22 protein-coding genes are annotated in these 21,443 nt (G+C 64.9%); 10 read left to right on the plus strand and 12 right to left on the minus strand.

What is annotated here, in order from left to right:
• Nucleotides 1-15: 15 nt before the first annotated feature.
• From H7J86_RS23165 to H7J86_RS23205, 9 genes are all read right to left on the minus strand, one after another.
• Nucleotides 16-1,092 carry an MCE family protein gene (locus H7J86_RS23165; protein ID WP_090353117.1) on the minus strand — a complete coding sequence of 359 codons (1,077 nt, stop codon included), beginning with the start codon at nt 1,090-1,092 and terminating at the stop codon, nt 16-18.
• 25 nt (nt 1,093-1,117) lie between these two features.
• On the minus strand, nt 1,118-2,146 hold the full coding sequence (locus H7J86_RS23170; RefSeq protein WP_267293688.1) for an MCE family protein: 1,029 nt from the start codon (nt 2,144-2,146) through the stop codon (nt 1,118-1,120).
• Nucleotides 2,143-3,339 (minus strand): MCE family protein, encoded by a 1,197-nt coding sequence (locus H7J86_RS23175; protein WP_187096385.1) that lies wholly within the window; start codon nt 3,337-3,339, stop codon nt 2,143-2,145. Before H7J86_RS23175 ends, H7J86_RS23170 begins: the two co-directional genes overlap by 4 nt.
• Before the next feature lie 13 nt (nt 3,340-3,352).
• Nucleotides 3,353-4,210 (minus strand): MlaE family ABC transporter permease, encoded by an 858-nt coding sequence (locus H7J86_RS23180; protein ID WP_090353112.1) that lies wholly within the window; start codon nt 4,208-4,210, stop codon nt 3,353-3,355.
• A 5-nt stretch (nt 4,211-4,215) separates the two neighbouring features.
• Nucleotides 4,216-5,025, minus strand: coding sequence for an MlaE family ABC transporter permease (locus H7J86_RS23185; RefSeq protein WP_090353914.1), 810 nt, complete (start codon nt 5,023-5,025; stop codon nt 4,216-4,218).
• Nucleotides 5,015-6,184, minus strand: coding sequence for a thiolase C-terminal domain-containing protein (locus H7J86_RS23190; protein ID WP_267293690.1), 1,170 nt, complete (start codon nt 6,182-6,184; stop codon nt 5,015-5,017). The genes H7J86_RS23185 and H7J86_RS23190 overlap by 11 nt, the downstream gene beginning before the upstream one ends.
• Nucleotides 6,185-6,269: 85 nt before the next feature.
• Nucleotides 6,270-7,442 carry an OB-fold domain-containing protein gene (locus H7J86_RS23195; RefSeq protein ID WP_267293692.1) on the minus strand — a complete coding sequence of 391 codons (1,173 nt, stop codon included), beginning with the start codon at nt 7,440-7,442 and terminating at the stop codon, nt 6,270-6,272.
• Between the two features lie 31 nt (nt 7,443-7,473).
• Nucleotides 7,474-8,682 carry a CaiB/BaiF CoA transferase family protein gene (locus H7J86_RS23200; RefSeq protein WP_090353108.1) on the minus strand — a complete coding sequence of 403 codons (1,209 nt, stop codon included), beginning with the start codon at nt 8,680-8,682 and terminating at the stop codon, nt 7,474-7,476.
• Nucleotides 8,682-10,118, minus strand: coding sequence for an aldehyde dehydrogenase family protein (locus H7J86_RS23205; protein WP_276065719.1), 1,437 nt, complete (start codon nt 10,116-10,118; stop codon nt 8,682-8,684). The genes H7J86_RS23200 and H7J86_RS23205 overlap by 1 nt, the downstream gene beginning before the upstream one ends.
• Nucleotides 10,119-10,417: 299 nt before the next feature.
• Between H7J86_RS23205 and H7J86_RS23210 the strand changes: the two genes are divergently transcribed.
• From H7J86_RS23210 to H7J86_RS23235, 6 genes are all read left to right on the plus strand, one after another.
• Nucleotides 10,418-11,119 carry an SDR family NAD(P)-dependent oxidoreductase gene (locus H7J86_RS23210; protein ID WP_267293696.1) on the plus strand — a complete coding sequence of 234 codons (702 nt, stop codon included), beginning with the start codon at nt 10,418-10,420 and terminating at the stop codon, nt 11,117-11,119.
• A 17-nt stretch (nt 11,120-11,136) separates the two neighbouring features.
• A complete protein-coding gene (locus H7J86_RS23215; protein ID WP_090353103.1) occupies nt 11,137-12,018 on the plus strand; it encodes a mycofactocin-coupled SDR family oxidoreductase in 882 nt (293 codons plus the stop codon).
• Between the two features lie 19 nt (nt 12,019-12,037).
• The gene (locus H7J86_RS23220) at nt 12,038-12,229 is read left to right on the plus strand and encodes a ferredoxin (protein ID WP_090353101.1); all 192 of its coding nucleotides are present in this window, start codon (nt 12,038-12,040) and stop codon (nt 12,227-12,229) included.
• Between the two features lie 49 nt (nt 12,230-12,278).
• Nucleotides 12,279-13,643: a cytochrome P450 gene (locus H7J86_RS23225; RefSeq protein ID WP_187096389.1), complete on the plus strand. Its 1,365-nt coding sequence runs from the start codon at nt 12,279-12,281 to the stop codon at nt 13,641-13,643.
• 77 nt (nt 13,644-13,720) lie between these two features.
• Entirely contained in the window at nt 13,721-14,263 is a 543-nt protein-coding gene (locus H7J86_RS23230; protein ID WP_267293926.1) for a TetR family transcriptional regulator, read from the plus strand.
• 233 nt (nt 14,264-14,496) lie between these two features.
• Nucleotides 14,497-14,835 carry a hemophore-related protein gene (locus tag H7J86_RS23235; RefSeq protein ID WP_090353098.1) on the plus strand — a complete coding sequence of 113 codons (339 nt, stop codon included), beginning with the start codon at nt 14,497-14,499 and terminating at the stop codon, nt 14,833-14,835.
• Between the two features lie 68 nt (nt 14,836-14,903).
• On the opposite strand, the gene H7J86_RS23240 is transcribed toward H7J86_RS23235, so the two are convergent.
• Together H7J86_RS23240 and H7J86_RS23245 are read right to left on the minus strand one after the other, a co-directional pair.
• Nucleotides 14,904-16,091 (minus strand): acyl-CoA dehydrogenase family protein, encoded by a 1,188-nt coding sequence (locus H7J86_RS23240; protein WP_267293698.1) that lies wholly within the window; start codon nt 16,089-16,091, stop codon nt 14,904-14,906.
• On the minus strand, nt 16,075-17,127 hold the full coding sequence (locus H7J86_RS23245; RefSeq protein WP_267293700.1) for an acyl-CoA dehydrogenase family protein: 1,053 nt from the start codon (nt 17,125-17,127) through the stop codon (nt 16,075-16,077). Before H7J86_RS23245 ends, H7J86_RS23240 begins: the two co-directional genes overlap by 17 nt.
• Before the next feature lie 252 nt (nt 17,128-17,379).
• On the opposite strand from H7J86_RS23245, the gene H7J86_RS23250 reads away from it, so the two are divergent.
• Genes H7J86_RS23250 through H7J86_RS23265 form a run of 4 tightly spaced genes read left to right on the plus strand, consistent with a single transcriptional unit; the run spans nt 17,380 to nt 20,939 of the window.
• Entirely contained in the window at nt 17,380-18,489 is a 1,110-nt protein-coding gene (locus tag H7J86_RS23250; RefSeq protein WP_187096391.1) for an amidohydrolase family protein, read from the plus strand.
• 17 nt (nt 18,490-18,506) lie between these two features.
• Complete coding sequence (locus H7J86_RS23255) at nt 18,507-19,649, plus strand: amidohydrolase family protein (RefSeq protein ID WP_090353094.1); 1,143 nt, start codon at nt 18,507-18,509, stop codon at nt 19,647-19,649.
• 1 nt (nt 19,650) lies between these two features.
• On the plus strand, nt 19,651-20,040 hold the full coding sequence (locus H7J86_RS23260) for a Rieske (2Fe-2S) protein (RefSeq protein ID WP_090353092.1): 390 nt from the start codon (nt 19,651-19,653) through the stop codon (nt 20,038-20,040).
• Entirely contained in the window at nt 20,037-20,939 is a 903-nt protein-coding gene (locus H7J86_RS23265; RefSeq protein ID WP_267293702.1) for an alpha/beta fold hydrolase, read from the plus strand. The genes H7J86_RS23260 and H7J86_RS23265 overlap by 4 nt, the downstream gene beginning before the upstream one ends.
• A 6-nt stretch (nt 20,940-20,945) precedes the next feature.
• On the opposite strand, the gene H7J86_RS23270 is transcribed toward H7J86_RS23265, so the two are convergent.
• Nucleotides 20,946-21,407, minus strand: coding sequence for a hypothetical protein (locus tag H7J86_RS23270; protein ID WP_090353089.1), 462 nt, complete (start codon nt 21,405-21,407; stop codon nt 20,946-20,948).
• Between the last annotated feature and the right edge of the window lie 36 nt (nt 21,408-21,443).

Raw genomic sequence — 21,443 nt, forward strand, 5'->3', positions numbered from 1 at the left:
GAGGTTTGCGTGTTTTCATCGTGGCGGTATTCCGTTGAACGGGATCGGGAACTCTGCTCGGGGGCCGGCGTTGTCCGGTGGCTGTCCGGCGTTGACGCCGCGCCGGAATCCGAATGCATAGTCCAGGAACGGTTGGAAGAACTGGCCGAACTGGAGGTTCGGGACGTAAGCGCTGTAATAGAAGCCGTTGGAGACGGCCTCGCCCTGCGTGAGTTCGTACTTGGCCAACCCGGGCAGCGCCTTCGCGATGTTGTCCCGGTTCTTCTCCAGCACCGCGGACACCGAGTTGAGCCGATCCAGGGTCGGTTTGAGTTGCGCCTCGTTGTCCTGCACCACGCCGATGAGGGTCCGCGAGACCTGCGCGGTCTGTGCCAGCAGGGCGACGATCGCCTGGCGGCGGGTGTCGAGCACCCCGACCAGGTCGTTGGCATTGAGGATCAGGGTGTTGACCTGGTCGCTGCGCTGCGCCAGGATGCCGGTGACATCGCCGGCGCTCTTCAACAGCTCACCCAGACTGTCGTTGCGGCCGTTCAGCGACTTCGACAATCGGCTGAGCCCGTCGAACGTCGGGCCGAGTTGCGGGGCGATCTGGTCGATGGTGGCCGAGAGGGTGTCCAGCGACTGATTCAGCGACGTCGTATCGGTACCGGCCGTATTGCTGGTCAACTCGCCCACCGCGTCGGTCAGGGAGTACGGCGACGACGTCCGCGACGTCGGGATGACGTCCATGGCGTGCATGCGACCATTGCCGGCCGGCTCCAGAGCCAGGACTCGTTCGCCGAGCAACGACCCGGTGCGGATGTGTGCCAGGGTGTCCGATCCGAGGCCGTACTTGCCGGCCAGGGTGAACGTCACCAATGCGTCGCCCTTGTCCAGTTTGATGTCCGACACCGAACCGACCTTGATACCGGACAAGGTGACGTCGTTCCCGCTCGACAACCCGCCCGCCTCATCGAAGCGCGCCTGATAGCGCACCGAGGTGGCCCAGTCGATGAGCTTGTCGGGCTGCAGGCCGATCGCGATGACCAGGACGATGAGGACCACGCCGATCACGCCGGACCGAATGAGGTGCGCGCCACGATACTTCAGCATCGGGGCTCACCTGCCCCCGCCGCGGTCACTCCGTGTCCTTGCATCGTCCCTCTTCCTGCTTGATCCACGGATACATCACGGAGCGACCCTGCAGATCGCTGAACCGGAGGGCAACGCCGCAAATGTAGTACTGGATGAACCCGCCGTAGGCACCCAGCCGGATCGCCTTGCGGAAGTTCTCCGGGGCCTTCTGCAGAGATACATCCAGACCGGCCTTGTCGGTATCGATGTTGGTCGCCAGTCGGTTCACCTGAGCGATGGTGTCCTTCAACGGCTGGCGCGCATTGCCCAGGAAGTCCGCCAGTGAGGCGGTGCCGTTGTCCAGCGCAGTGACAGCGGTGCCGATCGGGTCGCGATCCTCGGACAGCCCACCGACGAGCTTGTCCAACTTGTCGATCGCGCCGGAGAACTTGTCGCCGTCTTTGGACAGCGTGTTCAGCACGGTGCGCAGATCATCGATGAGCTGCTCGACCACCTGATTGTTGTCGGCCAGCGAATTCGAGAATGACGACGTCTTCGACAGCAATGACTCGATGGTGCCGCCCTGCCCCTGCATCACCTGGATCAACGAGGCCGTCAGCGCATTGACATCTTTGGGGTTGAGTCCCTGTATCACCGGCTTGAGGCCACCCAGCAGCAGATCGAGATCGAGCGCGGGCAGGGTGCGGTCCACCGGGATTTGAGATCCGGCCGGCTGCACCCTGGTGGATCCCGGTCCGTCGACCAGTTCGAGGAATCGGTCACCGACCAGATTCAGGTACCGCACAGCAGCTTTCGTCCCGGTGGTCAGGGCGACGGTGCGGTCGGCATCGAAATCCACCAGCACGGTGCCGTCGGATTGCAATGACACGTCGTTGACGGTGCCGACCCGTACCCCGGCCACCCGGACGCTGTCGCCCGATTTCAGCCGGGAAGCATCCTTGAACACCGCCGAATACGGGTTGGTCGAACCCACCCGGACCTCGCCGAAGACTGCCAGTAGCGCCGCGGTCAAGAGCACCATGACGACCGCGAAGGTGCCGAATTTGGCAATGGTCCTGCCCATGCCCGTCATCCCGGCTGTCCGATCTGCGCCGAGTTGCGCGGCGGACCGCCCAGCGGCCCGAACAGCCACTGCTTGAGTGCGTCGGAGTTCAGCAGGATGCCCTGATTGCCATATTGGTCGCGGCGTGCTCCGACGTCAGCGATCATGCCCGGCTGCTTGACCTCCGCGGGCACGTTCGGCATCTGGTACTCCTTGCAGAACGGATGATCGGCCTTGGCCGCCACCTTGGGCAGATCGTTCGGATAGCGGTAGCGCTCCTCGCCGAGCACGAAGCTGGCGGCGATCATGATGCCCGGCACCGGGAACGGCGGCGACTTCGCGAACGGCACCAGACCACCGATCGAGCAGTACAGCGCGTCGTGGTACTTGTCGAGAAGTTCGGCGGTGGGCACCAGGATCTGCGCCAAGTTGGTCAGCGCCGGCCTGTTGCTGCCCACCACATCGTTGCCGACATCGGCCAGGCCGATCGCGCTGAGCAGGAACGCATCCAGATTGTTCTGTTCCTCCACGATGCTCTTCGACAGCTTGCTGGTGTTGTCGACCGCGGTAGTGAGGTCCGGTGCCGCATCGGCGTACGCGGTGAACACCTGCGGCATGGTCCCGATCATCCGGTCCAGGTTCGGCAGGCTGGGGTCGATCTTGCCGAGGAAGGTGTTGAAATCCGACAGCGCCTGGCCGATTTTCTCACCGCGGCCGTTGAAGGCCTTGGCGACCGCACCGAGCGTCTGGTTCAGTTTGGCCGGGTCTATCTTGTCGAGCACCTGGGTGAGCTGCTGGAACACGGTGTTGATCTCGACGGTGACATGGTCACCCTGCAGCACCGCGCCCTGCTGGATTGGCTTGGGAGACGGATTCTCCGGAGCCTGGAGCTGGACGAACTTGGCGCCGAACACCGTCGACGACGTGATGTCGGCCCGCACATTGGAGGGAATCAGCTTGAGCTGTGCGGGATCCATCGCCAGGTGCAGGATCGCGGATCCATCGGGGCGGGACTCGATGGAGGACACGTTGCCCACCTGCACACCGCGCATCTTGACCTTGGCATCGGGATTCATCACCAGGCCGGCACGCTGCGAGACCACCGTCAAAGGAACAGTTTTGGTGAAGCTACCCGCGAACAGGCCGACCGCCATGGCCACGATCAACGCGATGACGATGAGGGTGCCCAGGCCGGCGAGCACGCGAATATTGTTGCTCTTCATATCGGTTCTTCCCCTAGCCCGACAGGTTGAAGTTGCCGTTGGAGCCGTAGACGGCCAGCGACACCAGCAGGGTCACCGAAACCACCACGACCAGTGAGGTGCGCACGGCGTTACCCACCGCCACTCCCACCCCGGACGGTCCGCCGGTGGCGAAGTAGCCGAAGTAGGTGTGGATGAACAGGATCGTCAAGGCCATCAGGATCGCTTGCAGGAAGGACCAGAACAGGTCGATCGGGTTCAGGAATGTGTAGAAGTAGTGGTCATACAGGCCACCGGACTGGCCGAAGAGCACCGTGGTGGTGAACTGCGACGCCAGGAACGACAGGATCACCGCGATGGCATACAGGGGCGTGATGGCGATCATGCCGGCCACGATGCGCGTGCTCACCAGGTATTCGACGGGCCGGATGGCCATCGCCTCGAGCGCATCGATCTCCTCGTTGATCCGCATGGCGCCCAGCTGTGCGGTGACGCCGGCGCCGAAGGTGGCCGCCAGCCCGATGCCCGCGATCACCGGAGCGGCGATCCGCACGTTGATGAACGCCGACAGGAAGCCGGTCAGCGCCTCGATACCGATATTGCCCAGGCTCGAGTACCCCTGCACGGCCAACGTGCCACCGGTCGCCAAGGTGAGGAACCCGACGATCACCAGTGTCCCGCCGATCATCGCCAATGCGCCTGCGCCCATAGATATCTCAGCGATCAGCCGGACGACTTCACGGCGATAGTGCACCGCCGCGTGTGGGATACCGGCCATCGCACGGATGTAGAACAGCGTGTGGTCGCCGAGGCTGGACAGCGTGTTGATCGGCTTCTTGACCGTGCGCACCACCCGCGGATAGGTGGAGGCGAGGACCGCTCTGTTGCCCATTGCGCTCACCGCGCCGTCATCTGGATGCCGATGGCGGTGACCACGACATTGACGACGAACAGTGCCATGAAGGCGTACACCACCGTTTCGTTGACCGCATTGCCGACGGCCTTGGCACCGCCGCCGCTGATGGTCAGGCCGCGATAGCACGCGATCAGACCGGCGATCAACCCGAACAGGCCGGCCTTCACACACGAGATGATCACCTCGGGCACCCCGGTCAACAGCGTGATGCCCGCGGCGAAGGCACCCGGGTTCACATCCTGGACGAACACCGAAAAGAAGTAGCCGCCGAGGATGCCGATGATCACCACCAGACTGTTGAGCAGGAGGGCAACCAGACCAGAGGCCAGCATCCGCGGCGTCACCAGCCGCTGCACCGGGTTGATCCCCAGCACCTCCATCGCGTCGATCTCCTCGCGGATGGTGCGCGAGCCCAAATCGGCGCACATCGCCGTCGCACCGGCGCCGGCCACGATCAGCACCGTGACCATCGGACCCACCTGGGTGACCGCACCGAACGCGGCACCCGCCCCGGATAGGTCGGCGGCGCCGAGTTCTCGAAGCAGGATGTTCAGCGTGAAGCTCACCAACACGGTGAACGGAATTGCCACCAGCAGTGTCGGTCCCAGTGCCACGCGCGCGACAAACCATGCCTGCTGTATGAACTCCCGCCAGAAGAACGGTCGCTGAAACAGGAACTTCACCGCATCGGCAGACATCAGGAACAACCCACCGACAGCCTGCATCGGACCTGACGCATTGCGCCCGATCGACACACCCGACGACCAGCGTTCCGGGCCTTTAATCGCCATGCCCATCCGGTCCTTCCAACAGAGTCACAGCCGCTACAGCGGTAGGACCACCGACATTGTGTGCCAACGCAACTCGAGCTCCGTCCACTTGATTGACGGCCTCCCCCCGCAATTGCGCGAACAGTTCGACGCACTGTGCCACACCGGTGGCGCCCGGCGGATGCCCTTTGGCTTTTAATCCCCCGCTGGGATTCACCGGCAGCGCACCGCCGACGCTCGTGACCTCCGTCTCGACGAGCTTGTGGGCCTCGAAGCGGTCGGCGAAGCCGAGATCCTCGTAGCTGATCAGCTCGATACCCGTGAAGAAATCGTGCACCTCGGCGACGTCGATATCGGCCGGTGTCAGGCCGGCCATCCGGAACGCCTGCTTGGCCGCCCGCACCGTGGCCGGGAAGGTCGTCATATCGCCTTTGTGCTGATGCATCACCGAATCGAGCCCGAGACCGACTCCGCGAATCCACACCGGCCGATTGGTGAAGCGGTCCACGACGTCCTCGGCGGCGATCACCAGCGCGGCCGCACCGTCGCTCTGCGGCGCACAGTCGTAGACGTGGAACGGGGTTACCACGGTCGGTGCGTCCAGGGCCTGCTGCAGCGTGATCTCGAAACGCAGCCGGGCCTTCGGGTTGGTCACCCCGTGCCGGTGGTTCTTCACCGCGATCATGGCGAGATGCTCACGGGTGGCCGGGGATTCGTGCAGATAGCGACGGACGTGCAGGGCGAATCCGGCCGGTGCCACCAGGCCCAGGGGGTAGTCCCAGGCCTTGTCCCGGGCCATCCCCTCCCACTCCCACAACATGTCCCTGCTCGTGGTGTCGCGCAGCTTGTCCGCGCCCATCACCAGCACGATGTCGAAAGCCCCGGAGGCCACCGCGTACAGCGCATTGCGTACGGCGTCGTTCCCGGTGGCGCACGAGTTCTCGATGCGGGTCACCGGCAGGTCGGGCAGGCCGAGGGTGTCCGCCAGGATTCCGGCCGGGAACCCGTCGGTGGTTCCCATGGAGCCATACCAAGCGGCTTGGAGATCATGCTTATCCAGGCCCTTGTCGATGCTGCGGACGCAGTCGGCGAAGGCCAAAGGCAGCAGATCCTTGAGTCCGAGCGCGAAATGCTCCCCGAAGGGGGTCATTCCGGCACCGACGATGGCGACGTTTCTCATGACCCTCCTCCGGCGTTCCGGTGGAGCGTACCGAATGCCTTACGGTAATGGTCGCGATCTTTGCGGAAACGGCGCCGGCAGGCGCTCATGCGGCAGCCCTGTCGGGCACGAACGCATACCCGTAATCGGGCACGCCCGAGCGCACCGCCACCCGCCGCAGCGCCATCCGGCCCCGATCACCGATGTCGACGGTGCCCGGCTCGACTCCTGTGACCTTCGCCAGCGCCCGTACCCCCACGCCGTCCAGTTCGACGATGACCAGTGAATAGGGTGTGCGCAGACCCGGTACCGGAACGTGCACCGTCACCTCGGTGTAGACGCTGCCGGTGCGCGGCAACGGCACGAGTTCGTAGTCCATCGCCAGCGATCCGTCCCGGGCGACGCGGAACCGCGGCGGGAAATCCAGCTCGTCACTGCCCGCGAAAGTTCCTGCTTCCCAGCGCACCTTGGCCTCGAAGGCCCGCTCGTAGGCGGCCAACGAGATCGGGATCTCGACGCCCGGCGTGGTCCTGCTTTCCGGTACCGCGCGGGAAGTCGGCTCGCGGCGGTGCGTCTCGGCGACGCCGTTGCTGACCGTGATACCGGACAGGATGGCCTGCTCGACGGCCACCAGCGGACCCGTCTTGCCGGTCTCCGCCAACCCGGCCAGAGCGAAGATGCTCGCGCTGGCGCCGGTGGTGGGCAACCGTGGCGGGTCCGGCAGGCAAAGCTCCAGTGCCCGCTCGTGATCCACGCCTGCGACCGCGGCGGGCGTGTCCAGCCACGCCGCCTCCAGCGAGGCGATCAGACCACGCTCGTGCAGCAGTCGCGGATCGCCGTAGTCCTGGATGCCGGCCTGGGTGCGGATGCGTACCGGCAGGCTGCGCGCCACCCGGGCCGCGGTGCGCACCTGTAATCCGCACTCGGCGGTCAGCAGCGCGGCGGCACCCGCGGGTTCCAGGTCGACGCCGATGATCAGGGTCCGCGGCCGGGCCGAGCTGACCGCGTCGGTCGCGGCGGGGGCTCCGCCGAGTCGCTCGTCGACCTCCAACTCGGAATCGAGGCCGAGGCCCGCCAGCAGCACCGCGGCATTACTGCTCTCCAGCAGAGGAAGGTCGCGACTCACCAACACGACGCGCTCGACCGCCCCGCCGGATTCCAGCGCCGCACGGCCGGCTTCGACGGCGAGGGTGATGGCATCCTCGTCGTCGCCGGGTACCCGGTGCTGGGCAGTACCCCAGCACGGAAGGTAGGTGCCGATAGCAGCGATATAGGGCATGAGCTGTACGACGGACCTCTCTGGTGATCGGTTAAGTAACTGCGCCTGCGGTTTTCAGCTCGATGATGCGATCCCAGTCGAGTCCGAGTTCCAGCAGGATCTCCTCGGTCTGTTCGGCGAATCCCGGCGCACCACCGGTGTGCGGCGCGACGACGTCGAACTGCACCGGATTGGCCACCAGCTCCAGCTCGCCTGCGGTGACGATGTAGTCGTTCGCGCGGATCTGAGGGTCCTCGGCGGCCTGCAGAGTGTCCTGCACCGGCGCCCACGGGCCGGCCAGCGTGGCAAACTTCTTGCTCCACTCGGACAGCGGCCTGGTGGCCATCACCTTGCGGAGGATCTCGACCGCCTCGGGGGTGTGTTCCGCGATCGACTCGGCGGTGGCGAACCTCGGGTCATCGGCCAACTCGGGGAGGTCGACGTGGTGGCACACGTCGGCCCAGAACTTCGTCGGCTGCATCATGACGAACGAAATGTAGCGTTCATCAGCAGTGCCGTAGACCCCAACGAGCGGATTGATCGGAGATCCGTGTACGCCTGGCGGCTGGGCCACCAGCCGTTGCTTCAGGTGCGAGGTGAGCGCGACGGTGTGCCCCATCGCCCACAAGCCACTGCCGAGCAGCGACACGTCCACCACCGAAGGCGCACCGGTGCGCTCCCGCTTCAGCAAAGCTGCGGCGATACCCCCGGCCAGGTTCGTGCCGGAAATGGTGTCACCGTAGGCGGGACCGGGCGGACCGACCATGCCCTCCACCCCCGGTGGGGTGATGGTGGCCGCGGTACCGGCCCGGCACCAGAAGGCGGTCATGTCATAGCCGCCCTTCTCGGATTCCTCACCGCGGGGCCCGAGCGCACTGCCGCGCGCGTAGATGATGGACGGGTTCACCGCGCGGATATCGTCGACATCGATACCGAACTTCTTGCGGTGCCCCGGCAGGAAGCTGGTCAGGAACACATCGGCGCGCCGCGCCAGTTCCAGTAGCACCTCTTTACCTTCGGGCACCGACATATCCAGGCCCAGACTGCGTTTCCCGCGATTGGCATGTTCGATATTCGGGTTGGGATCGCCCTCGACGCGCAGCGGCCCGGTCTGACGCAGACCGCGCTGCGGATCGCCCGTCACCGCGTGCTCGACCTTGATCACATCGGCGCCCCACTCGGCCAGCACCGCGCCGGCCGACGGGACGAACCCGTACATGGCGACTTCGAGAACGCGAATTCCGTCCAGCGGCTTGCTCATTACTGGGCCGCCGGTCCGATCACGGTGGCGAACGTCTTCGACTCCAGGAACTCGTCGAGCCCGGCGGCCCCCATCTCACGACCGATACCCGACTGCTTGAACCCGCCGAACGGGCTGTCGGGGCTGAAGTAGTTGCCGCCGTTGATGGAGAAGGTGCCGGTGCGGATCCTGCGGGCCACCGCCAGTGCCCGCTCCTGACTTCCGAACACCGCACCGGACAGGCCGTAGATCGAATTGTTGGCGATCGCCACCGCGTCGTCGTCATCGTCATAGGCGATGACGACGAGCACCGGCCCGAACACCTCTTCCTGGGCGATCTCACTGTCGGGATCGACATTCGTGAGCAGTGTCGGGGTGTAGAAGAATCCCGGATCCTTCTTCTCCCCACCGGTGACCAGCGTGGCGCCGGCCGCCACGGCGCGCTGCACCATGGCGTCGACCTTGTCGCGCTGCTTCGCACTGATCAGCGGTCCCATATAGACGGACGGATCGGTGGGATCCCCGAAGCGGACGTGCCCGAAATTGGTCTTGATCAGCTCCACGATCTCGTCATGGTGACTGCGCGGCACCAGCAGCCGGGAGGTCAGCGCGCAGCCCTGCCCGGCATGGGTCACCATGCTGAAAGCCGAGAACACGGCGGCCATACCGAAATCGGCGTCGTCGAGCACGATGGCCGCCGACTTGCCGCCGAGTTCCAGGAACACCTTCTTCAACGTGGCGCTGGCGGCCGCCATGATGGCGCGGCCGGTCGGGGTCGACCCGGTGAAGGTGACCATGTCGACATCCGGGCTGGTGGTCAGTACCGCACCGACCTGCGGGTCCGCGCCGCTGATGACGTTGACGACGCCGGCCGGGATGTCGGTGTGATGGGCGATCAACTCACCGAGGGCCAGCGTGATCAGCGGGGTGTCCGGCGCGGCCTTGAGCACCACCGTGCACCCCGCGGCCAGCGCCGGCGCGAGCTTGGCCAGCGCCAGCTGATTGGGGTAGTTGTACGCGATGATCGCGGCGACGACGCCCGCGGCTTCCTTCTCCACCCAACGGTGGTGCAGCGCGCCCCGACTCTCGATATTGCCCAGATCCTCGGTGAGCGGGTAGTCGCGCAGCAGGTCTGTGTAGTACTTCACGATGGCGATCGGCTGATCCAGCTGAGCGCCCAGGTTCAGCGCGGGTGTCGCGCCCACCTCCGCCGTCGTCAGTGCGGCCAGCTCGTCGCGGTGCTCGACGAGAGCCTGGTGGAACTGTTCCAGGCAGCGGATCCGCAAGGCGACATCGGTGGCCCAACCGGAATCGTCGAAGGCCCGGCGGGCGGCCGCGACGGCCGCCTCGGCATCGGCGACGGAAGCATCGGGCGCGTGGCCCAGCACCTCTCCGGTGGCGGGGTTGAGTGTCGCGAAGGTCTGCGCCGCGTCCACCAGTTGCCCGTCGATCAGCATCCGTCGGTCGGCCGCGCCGCTCCGGTTCTCAGACGTGATCGTCGAGGTCTCGCTCACAAAGGGCTCCTCACTGTGATGGAAATTTCATTCTCATCAACGGCGAATCTTACATTCACATGATGAGAACGCAAGAAAACCTAGATGCGCTAGTCCAGACACCCAAGCTGGACGTGAGACCTACTTGTTGTTCCACGCAGCGACGCCGCCTACCTTGCGTGATCAACCCGGCCGAGAGTACGGTTCTCATAATCGGAAGGCTGATTCTTGAGATCGCGACCACACATGAGGAGGCTTTGTAGGTGAAAAATGCTGTCGTGACCGGCGGCGGGTCCGGGATCGGGCTGGCCATTTCGAACCGACTCCGCGCCGACGGTTACCACGTCGCCATCCTCGATCTCAACCCGTCTGACGCGCCGAACTCATTCGTGGCCAACGTCACCGACCGGGCCGCCGTCGACGAGGCGATGAACGCCATCCGCGCCCAGCTGGGTCAAGTCTCCATCCTGGTCAACGCGGCAGGCCTGGACAGCTTCGGCAAGTTCATCGACACCTCGTTCGAGCATTGGCAGCGCGTCATCGACGTCAACCTCAACGGCGTCTTCCACTGCGTACAGGCCGTGCTGCCGGACATGATCGAGGCCGGCTGGGGACGCATCGTCAACATCTCGTCGTCCAGCACGCATTCGGGCCAGCCCTTCATGGCGCCGTATGTGGCGGCGAAGTCGGCGGTGAACGGACTGACGAAGTCACTCGCGCTGGAGTACGGGCCGGTGGGGATCACGGTCAATGCCGTCCCACCGGGCTTCATCGACACCCCGATGCTCCGCAAGGCCGAAGATCGCGGTTTTCTCGGCGACACCGACAAGCAGATCGCCCAGACCCCGGTGCGGCGTATGGGCAAGCCCGAGGACATCGCAGCGGCATGCGCCTTCTTCATCTCCGAGGAAGCCAGCTACATCACCGGACAGATCCTGGGCGTCAACGGCGGCCGGAACACTTAGAACCGAAGGGACTCCTGATGGGAAGCAGTGCGGGCACCGAAGGCCGGGTTGCCGGAAAAGTCGCATTCATCACCGGTGCCGCGCGCGGGCAGGGTCGCAGCCACGCGATCCGGCTCGCCGAAGAAGGCGCCGACATCATCGCCGTCGACCTGTGCAAGAACCTCGACACCATCGGCTATCCGCTGGCCACGCCTGAAGATCTCGAAGAGACCGCGCGCTTCGTCGAGAAGGCGGGCCGCCGCATCGTCACCGCGCAGGCCGATGTCCGCGAGGCCGGCCAGCTCAAGGAGGCGCTCGACGCCGGCCTGGCCGAGTTCGGCAAGGTCGACATCGTCGTGGCCCAGGCTGGTGTCGCCGCCATGAAAGGCCAGCCACCGATGCAGGCCTGGACCGACGGCATCAACACCAATCTGGTCGGCACCATCAACGCCATCCAGGTCGCGCTGCCGCATCTGACCGAAGGCGCGTCGATCATCGCGACCGCGTCCGCGGCCGCCCTCATGGATGCGCACAACAAGCCCAATCCAGGTTCTGATCCCGGCGGCATGGGCTACATGGTGTCCAAGCGGATGATCTCCGAATACGTGCACTATCTGGCCACCGAGCTCTCCCCCCGCGGGATCCGGGCCAACGTCATCCACCCGACCAACTGCAACACGAACATGCTGCAGAGCGAACCGATGTACCGATCGTTCCGGCCCGATCTGGAGCATCCGGAACTCAAGGACGCCGAGCCGGTCTTCTACGTGCAGCAGGCCATGAAGGTGCCGTGGGTCGAGCCGGTCGACATCAGCAACGCGGTGCTGTGGCTGGCCTCCGACGAGGCCCGGTTCGTCACCGGTATGCAGCTGCGGGTCGACGCCGGTGGCTACCTCAAGTGGTACGACTACCACATCTGATCGGAAAGGTGCTGACGCAGTGAAGGTTTCAGTCGACGGTTCACGCTGCCAGGGACACACGTTGTGCTCGATGATCGCGCCCGACTCGTTCGAACTCGACGATGTCGACGGCCACGCGTCACCGGTTTCCGACATCGTCCCCGACGACCAGCAGGCAGCGGTGCGTGAAGCGGCGCACTCCTGCCCCGAACAGGCAATCGTCATCGAATGACCGGCAGGGCCGCCGTCTTGAGTCACGAAAATCATAGGGAGACAACGCCGTGAGCATCGACGACGTGGTTGACGACGACCGCAAGAAGAACAATTACCATTTCGACCGGCACACGCCGGAATACCGGCTGCAGTTCGAGAAGATCACCGAGGAAATGCAGACCCGGTGCCCGATGGCGTGGACCGACGTCTACAACGGGCACTGGGTGGCCGCCGACAGCAAGCACGTCTTCGAGCTGGCTCGCTGCCCCGTGGTCTCCAATGATCACGACATCACCGGTGAAGGAACGGGTTACGAAGGCATCAGCATCCCGCTGGCCAGCCGGGCGGCCACCGTCCGCGGCGGCATCCTGGAGATGGACGAGCCCGACCACAGCACCTACCGCGGTGCGCTGAACCCCTACCTGTCGCCGGCCGCGATCAAGCGGTGGGTGCCGTTCGTCGACGAGATCACCCGCGCCGCGCTCGACGAGCACATCGAGTCCGGCCGTATCGATTTCGTCGACCATCTGGCCAATGTGGTTCCCGCGGTGCTGACCCTGGCGATGATGGGTCTGGACCTGAAGAAGTGGAAGGTCTACAGCGAGCCCACCCACGCGTCGGTGTACACCCCCGAGCACTCACCCGACCGCGCGAAGATCAACGAACAGCATCGCGAGATGGGTATCGACCTGCTCACCAACATGTTCGCGATGAAGGAGAACCCCAAGCCGGGCCTGATCAACGCCCTGCTCCAACTTCGCATCGACGGTGAGCCCGCCCCCGATATGGAGATCCTGGGCAACCTGGGCTTGATCATCGGTGGCGGCTTCGACACCACGACCGCTCTGACGGCACACGCTCTGGAATGGCTGGGCGAGCACCCGGAACAGCGTGAGCTGCTCAGCCGGGAACGTGAGGACCTGCTCAATCCGGCCACCGAGGAGTTCCTACGCTTCTTCACACCCGCCCCCGGCGACGGTCGCACCTTCTCGGCTGACGTCGAGGTGGCGGGCACCCGGTTCAAAGAGGGCGAGCGCCTGTGGATCTCGTGGGCGATGGCCAACCGGGATCCGGCGGTGTTCGAGAATCCGAACACCATCGTCATGGACCGTAAAGGCAACCGGCACTTCAGTTTCGGCATCGGCGTGCACCGTTGCGTGGGCTCCAACGTGGCGCGCACCGTCTTCAAGTCCATGCTGACGGCCGTGCTGGACCGGATGCCCGACTATGTCTGCGATCCGGAGGGCACCGTGCACTACGACAGCATCGGTGTCATCCAGGGTATGCGGAACCTGCCCGCCACCTTCACCCCTGGCCGGCGGCTGGGCCCCGGGCTCGACGAGACGCTGGAAAACCTGCAACGCATCTGCGATGAGCAGGAACTCGCCCGGCCCATCACCGAGCGCAAGGAAGTCGCCGTCATCGACTGGTAGTGGCCAGGCGATACTGTGTCGCTGTGGTGGAAGTGTCGGCGCGCGAGGCCAAGCGGCTACAAACCCGGGAACGGCTGATGGGCGCAGCGATCGCCGAGTTCAAGCGCTCCGGTCTGGCGGCCGCCGACGTGGCCGCCATCGTGGCCGCGGCAGGGGTCGCGCACGGCACCTTCTTCTTCCACTTCCCCACCAAGGAACATGTCCTGCTGGAGTTGGAACGGCGCGAAGAGGAACGGATTGCCAAGCAGTTCAGGCAGTTCGTCAAGACACATGACGATCTGGCCTCGGCGTTGCGCGAAGCGGCCCGGCTGATCGTGGGTCTGGAACGCAGGCTGGGTGACGTTCTGTTCAAGGACTTTCTGGCGCTGCATTTCTCACAGACCCGGCCACCCGCCGAGGACGTTCAGGATCACCCGGTGATCGTCCTGGTCACCGAGCAGATCGAACTGGCTCGGGGGCGCGGCGACATCGACAGCGCGGTCACGCCGATGAACAGCGCCGTGTACTTCCTGCTGGGCCTCTACGCGCTGCTGATCACCACCGGCGACTGGCCCGAGCGCGACGATCTGCTGGACGACTACCTGACCCGCGCACTGCGCAGCATGCAACCGCCGGCCTGACTATGGCTCAACAGCGAATTTCGCCAGTGCCGAATTCTGTGAGTTTGGTAATACCTGCGCCTGCCCGGGAATAATCTGCAAAGCTGCAGCTCAGGACGCCTCTTACAGAGGAATATTCTGCACCCTCGTCCGTCCTGTTAGCCTGTAAAAATCAGCGTGTAACGCAACCGGCGCGAACGACGAAAAGTGTGTGACGCCGGAAACTGGTCCGGGCGGGGAAAGGTATCTAGGCAATGGTGAAGGTGTCGGGAAAGAAGATCGTGCTCACCCTGGTCGGGATGGCAGCCACGCTGCCGCTGACCGCAGGCATCGCGTCGGCGACCCCGGACTTGAGTCCCGTGGTCAACACGACGTGCAGCTACGACCAGGTCGTCGGGGCGATGAACGCGGAACGGCCTGATCTGGCTCAGCAGTTCAGCGCTCAGCCGGTCGGGCAGGCCATGCTGCGCAACTTCCTGGCCTCGGGCCCGGCAGAGCGCCAGCGCACCGCGACGCAGATCGCGAACACTCCGGGCGCGTCGAAGTACTTCGACGGGATCGCGCAGATCATCACGACCTGCAACAACTACTGATCGACAACGGATTCGGCGCGTTTCGTCTTGGACGAGGCGCGCCGAATCTGTTTGTCTGACCTCGCTACTCAGCCCCGAGGCAGGCCGAGCACCTGCTGCGCGATGATATTGCGCTGGATCTCCGAGGTGCCGCCGGCGATGGTGCCCGAGAAGCTACGCGCGTAACGCTCGAACCAGCTCGCGTAATAGTGGTCCAGGTTCATGTGGGCGTACGTCCCGCTGAATGCCGGGTGGATCAATCCCTCCGGACCGGCCGCGATGAGCGCATTGTTCGACGCCCGCAGCTCGGCCTCGGCGCCCAGCAGCTTGGGCACCGACACCGAGGCGACGTCGACCTCCCCCCGAGCGGCTTTGGCCAGCCCGACCGAACCCAGCAGCCGCAACGCCTGGTAGTCCATGATGGTCGATGCCAGCTGGTCACGCTCCAGCGGCGTAGACGGCTTGAAATCGCCGATCGAGTTGGCGATCCGGTCCGCGAAGCCCAGCCACATCATGGTGCGCTCGTGGCCCAATGACCCGTTGGCCACCTTCCAGCCGCCGTTGAGCGGGCCGACGAGGTTCTCCGCGGGCACCCGCACATCGGCGAAGAAGACCTCGTTGAAGTCTTTGTTCTCCTCACCGCAGATATCGGCGAACGGCCTGCACACCACACCCGGAGTGTCGGTCGGGATGATGAGCACGCTGATGCCCTTGTGCTTGGGTGCGTCGGGGTCGGTGCGCACGAATGTCAGCAGCCAGTCGGCGTCGTGCGCACCGGAGGTCCACACCTTCTGCCCGTTGACGACGAAAACGTCCCCGTCATCGCCCGAATCAAGCACGGCTCGGGTGCGCAGCGACGCCAGATCCGAACCCGCGCTGGGCTCGCTCATGCCCAGTGACGCGGTGCGCTCCCCCTTGAGCACCGGCACCGCCCACTGCTGCTTCTGTTCCTCGGTGCCGAAGGTCAGCAACGATGCGGCGATGATGTTGACGCCCTGTGGGTTGAAGCTGTGGTAGATCCGACGCCGGCACAGCTCCTCCAGATGGACATAGGTCTGCAGCACAGATGCGTTGCGGCCCCCAAACTGCGGGGGCTGGGCCGGCAGCAGCCAGCCGTTGTCGAACAGCAGGCGCTGCCAGTCGCGTGCCCACTGCGGCATGTGCGATACCGACCGCGGACGCTCCAAGGTGTCTGCCGCAGAGGGCAAATGCTGGTCGAGGAAGGCCGAGAACTCGGCACGGAATTCTTCGACGTCGGGATCAAATTCGAGTTGCATCGAACTCCTCGGCGATGAGAGCGCGGTGTTCTGCGGCGCCGCCGAGCAGAAGCTCGCCGGCCTTGGCCCGCTTCAAGGCGAACTGAAGGTCGTTTTCCCAGGTGAAGCCCATGGCCCCGAAGGTCTGCAGGCCGTGCTGGAACACCAGTGACTGGCACTCCCCCGCACTGGCCTTGGCCATCGCTGCGGCGATACGACGGCGCGGGTCGTCGGCGGCGATGGTGAGCGCGGAGAAATAGGACAGCGCCCGTGCCCGCTCGATGGCCACGTACATATCGGTGGCCTTGTGCTGGATGGCCTGGAACGAGCCGATGGGCACCCCGAACTGATGTCGGCTCTTGGCGTGCTCAAGGGCCAGGTCGAGGACGCGCTGACAGGCGCCGACCATGGTGATGGCCAGGCCCATCAACGCGATGTGCCGGGACCGTTCGACCAGGGCCGACGCCGCCGACGGCTCGAGGTCCAGCCGGTCGGGCTCCTCGACGCGCAGCCGGTCGAAGGTCACTTCGGCGACGTGCAGAACCGGGTCGAACACATCGCGTCGCCGCGAGGTGATGCCTGGCACCTCTGTTGAATTGACGGCTCCGCCGTCGATCACGAACACCCCGGCGGGTGTCACCACGGCGATCTGCTCGGCGCGATCACCGTCCAGCACGAATTTCGACGTGCCATCCAGCACCCAGCCCTGTTCACTCCACCTTGCACTGACCCCGTCGTAGACCGCGGCCCCGGCCTTCGACGGGTCGAAGCGCTTTCCGACCAGCGGCGCGAACTGCGACAGCGTCGCCAGGAATGGGGTCGGGTCGGTCGCCCTGCCGAGTTCCTCAAGCACGATGGCCAGTTCGACCGCGTTCTCCGGGTCGGCCAGCTCCGTCCAACCCGCTTCCAGATAGGACTGCCACAGTGCGAGTGCGGCCTCAGGCGCCCCCTTGTTCTCTGCGATTCCCCGCACCAATGACGCCGGGCACTGTTTGCCCACCGCATCGCGCACCGTCTCCTGCCATAGCCGCTGGTCAGCATCGAACTCAAGCAGCACGCGGCACCTCCCACCTCACTCGTCCCGACGCGGCGAGAATACCATTCTCCTCTACGGTGTCGTGATTCTCCAGCAGCCAGCGCAGGGTTTCACCCGGCAATCGCCATGCAACTGACCAGCACACACGCCCACCAGCGCGGATGTAAGCGATCCGCTGGAGAACATTATTCTTGATTCGGAAGAACAAGGATCTACACTGGGAGCCACTCCGGCCGGTTCCCGGCCCGGCTTGTGAGGGGAAGGTGGGACCCGGTGAAGCGGTTCGAAGACGGTTCCGGTGTGGTGGATGTGCCCGTCATCGACGCCAGCGTGCACATCTTCTTCGGCTCCAACAAGGACCTGCGGCAGAACTTCCTGCGCGAACCGTTCAGCAGCCGGGGATTCCCGGACTACGAGATGGACTGGTACGGCGCGCCCGGCGGCGAATACCTGAATGAGGCCAAGGGCCCCAACCGCGAATACCCGGGATCCGATGTCGACCTGGTGGCCGAGCACCTGTTCGTCGACCGCGGCGTCGACGTGGCGGTCCTGCACCCGATGACGCGCGGCATCATGCCCGACCGTCATCTGGGCTCCGCGCTCGCCGCGGCTCACAACGACATGATGGTGACCCGCTGGCTCGAACACGACGAGTTCGGTGAACGCTTTCGCGGCACCATCCGCGTCAACCCCGATGATGTCGCCGGCGCGCTGCGGGAGATCGAGAAATACCAGGACCACCCACGGGTCGTGCAGATCGGCGTACCCCTGCAATCCCGCGAGCTCTACGGCAAGCCCCAGTTCTGGCCGCTGTGGGCCGCCGCTGAAGCGGCAGGTCTGCCGGTCGCCGTGCACATCGAGGTCGGTGCGGGAATCCAGTTCTCCCCCACGCCTTCTGGCAAGGCCCGGACGTACGAACAGTACCTGTCCTTCATGTCCCTGAACTACCTGTATCACCTGATGAACATGATCGCCGAGGGCGTGTTCGAGCGAATGCCAGACCTCAAGATGGTCTGGGCGGACGGTGCGGCCGACATGCTGACACCGTTCATCTGGCGGATGGACTGCTTCGGCAGGCCGCATCTGGAGCAGACCCCGTGGGCCCCGAAGATGCCCAGCGACTACCTGCCGGGCCACGTGTACTTCGTCCAGGGCGCGTACGACGGGCCCGGCGACGTCGACTTCGCGGGTGAGTGGTTCGGGTTCACCGGCAAGGAAGACATGACGATGTTCGGGTCGAGTTACCCGCACTACAACGCTGCCGAACTGACGGTGCCGGCGGCATACAGCGCCGAACAACGGGACAAGCTGTGCTGGCGCAATGCCGCGCAGTTGTACGGAATTCAAAGTCCGGCTTTTTCGTCCGCTTCGGGCGCACAGTAGAGCAGGAGGCCACCACCATGTCCGTCACCACCACACCCCGTGTCGCCCCTGCCGAGCGCATCGCCGTTCGGTGCGTCGACTCCGACGTCCATCCCATGCCGCGACGCGGTGAGCTGGTCGAATACATCCCGGAACCGTGGCGCAGCAAGTATTTCCTGAACCACAAAGTGGGCGAGCAGATCTACTACGACGCCCCCGATTACGCACACGCGTACGCGATGCGCCTCGACGCGTTTCCCCCGGACGGCGAGTTCGCCTGCAGTGACCCCGATATGGCGCTGCGTCAGCTGGTGATGGAGGCCGGATCCGATATCGCGATCCTGGAGCCCACCCACGGTGAGATGCGGCTGCCCGAGGCGACATCGGCCTACTGCACGGCCACCAACATCTGGCTGGCCAATCACTGGCTGGACAGCCACAACAACTGGCACGAGCGCTGGCGCGGGTCCATCTGTGTGGCCATCGAGGACCAGCCCGGCGCCGTCACCGAGATCGAGAAGTGGGCGGAACACCCGTTCATGGCCCAGATCCTCATCAAGGCCGAACCGCGGCCGTCCTGGGGCGATCCGTGTTACGACCAGATCTGGGCGACCGCCACCAAATACAACATGCCCGTGAGCTGCCATCTGTCGCGCGGCGTGTATGAGACGCTGCCCATCCCGCCGGTCGGGCTGCCCAGTTACAACCACGATTTCATGGTCACGTACTCGTTGTTGGCCGCGAACCAGGTCATGAGCCTCATCTTCGACGGTGTCTTCGACCGGCATCCGACCCTGAAGATCGTGTTCATCGAGCATGCGTTCACCTGGATCCTGCCGCTGATGTGGCGGATGGACGCCATCTACGAAGCCCGCAAAAGCTGGCTGGACATCAAGCGCAAACCCAGCGAATACGTCAAGCAGCACATCAAGTTCAGTACGCAGCCGTTGGACTACCCCGAGGACAAGACCGAACTCTCCCGGGCCTTCGAATGGATGGAGTGCGACAAGCTCCTGCTCTTCTCCAGCGACTACCCGCACTGGACCTTTGACGACCCCCGCTGGCTGGTCAAACATCTCCCCGAGTACGCCCGCGAGAACATCATGTTCCGCAACTCGATCGAGACCTACAACCTTCCCGACACCGTACCGGTGCTCGAGGGTCAGGTTCGGGTGTTCTGAGTTGGCCGACAACGAGACCCCCCGACTTGCCCAGGGACGCGAACACGTTGTTGCCACCGTCGACGAAATACCTTCCGGCACGCACAAACTCGTTCCCATCGGCCGTCACGGCGTGGGCGTGTACAACGTCAACGGCACTTTCTATGCGATCGCGAACTACTGCCCCCACGAGGGCGGCCCGCTGTGCTCCGGACGCGCTCGCGGTCTGAATGTCGTCGACGAGAACGTTCCCGGTGATGCCGTGATGGTGCGCGACAAGGAGTACATCTTCTGTCCCTGGCACCAGTGGGGATTCGAATTGGCCACCGGCACCACGGCCGTGAAGCCGGAGTGGAGCATCCGGACCTACCCGGTGCGGGTGGTCGGCAACGATGTGCTGGTGCAGGCATGACCAGCCACGAAGGCCCCGCGCTCAAGCGGGGCGAGAAGGTCATCGAGATCAACGGCGGTAACGTCGTATACGAAATACTGGGCAAGACAGGCGATCTCATCGCCCTGACACCCGGCGGACGGTTCAGCAAGGATATCCCCGGGCTGCGTCCGCTGGCCAACGCTCTGGTCAAGGGCGGCTACCGGGTACTGCTGTGGGACCGGCCGAACTGCGGCAAGTCCGACGTGCAGTTCTACGGCCAGAGCGAGTCGCACATGCGCGCCGAGACGCTCTACACCCTGATCTCCAAGCTCGGTGTCGGGCCGTGCATCATCGCCGGAGGTTCCGGCGGCGCCCGGGACTCGATTCTGACGGCGATCCTCTACCCGGAGATCGTCACCAAGCTGATCGTGTGGAACATCGTCGGCGGCGTGTACGGATCGTTCGTGCTCGGTGGGCACTACATCACCCCGAGCATCCTGGCCGTCCACGGTTTGGGTATCAAGGGACTGCTGCACGTGCCGGAGTGGCGCGAACGTATCGATCAGAATCCCACCAACCGGCAGCGCTTCCTGGAGCTGGACAACGACGAGTTCCTCAAGGTGATGTTGCGCTGGCTGAACGCCTTCGTGTCCAAACCGGGCCAGACCATCCCCGGCGTACCGGACGAGACGTTCGAGAACATCACCGTCCCGACGCTGATCATCCGGGGCGGCGAGAACGACTGGGATCACCCCAAGCGCACCTCACTCGAAGTGAGCTGCCTGATCAAGGGTTCCACCTTGATCGATCCGCCGTGGCCCGAGGACGCCTGGGAGCGGGCCGGCGAGAAGTTCGCCCGGAGCGGCGGGAAGAAGTTCTGCTTGTTCGACACCTGGGTGCAGGCCGCGCCGGCGATTCTCGACTTCCTGGACAGCTGACGTGAACTACTCCAGCAGGATGCGCACCTCGCTGTTCAGCGATGCCTCCAGCGCGGTGTGGATCCGGCTCTCGGGCACCCGGGCCAGGTCGGCGCGGCACAGCGTCACCTCCACGATGTCCCAGCCCTCGCCGCTCGGGAAACGCTGCACCCGGCCGGCCAATCCGAAGCCGGCCAGCACACCGTGCGCATCGTCGTCGGTGCCGCGACTGACGAAGGTCAGCACCCCCGGCACCGGGTTGGTACCGAAAGCCTTGCTGCACAGCGTGATAGCTTCTGCCGTCAGCACATCTGGATCGTCGCCGGCCACCAGCACCTCAACCTGGCGCCGGCCGGCCGGCAGTGCACTCAGATCGGCCTCGACCACCTCGGCGCCGAGTTCACGCAACGCTGCCATGCCTTCGGTAAGCCGGGCCGGCGTCAGCTGCCCGAACGGATCCACGTCCACACGCACCACTGCGGTTCTCACGGCACTCAGCCTAACCGTCGCCCGCACGGCGGACGA

This window comes from Mycobacterium hackensackense, from assembly GCF_025822555.1.
Lineage (GTDB): Bacteria > Actinomycetota > Actinomycetes > Mycobacteriales > Mycobacteriaceae > Mycobacterium > Mycobacterium fluoranthenivorans.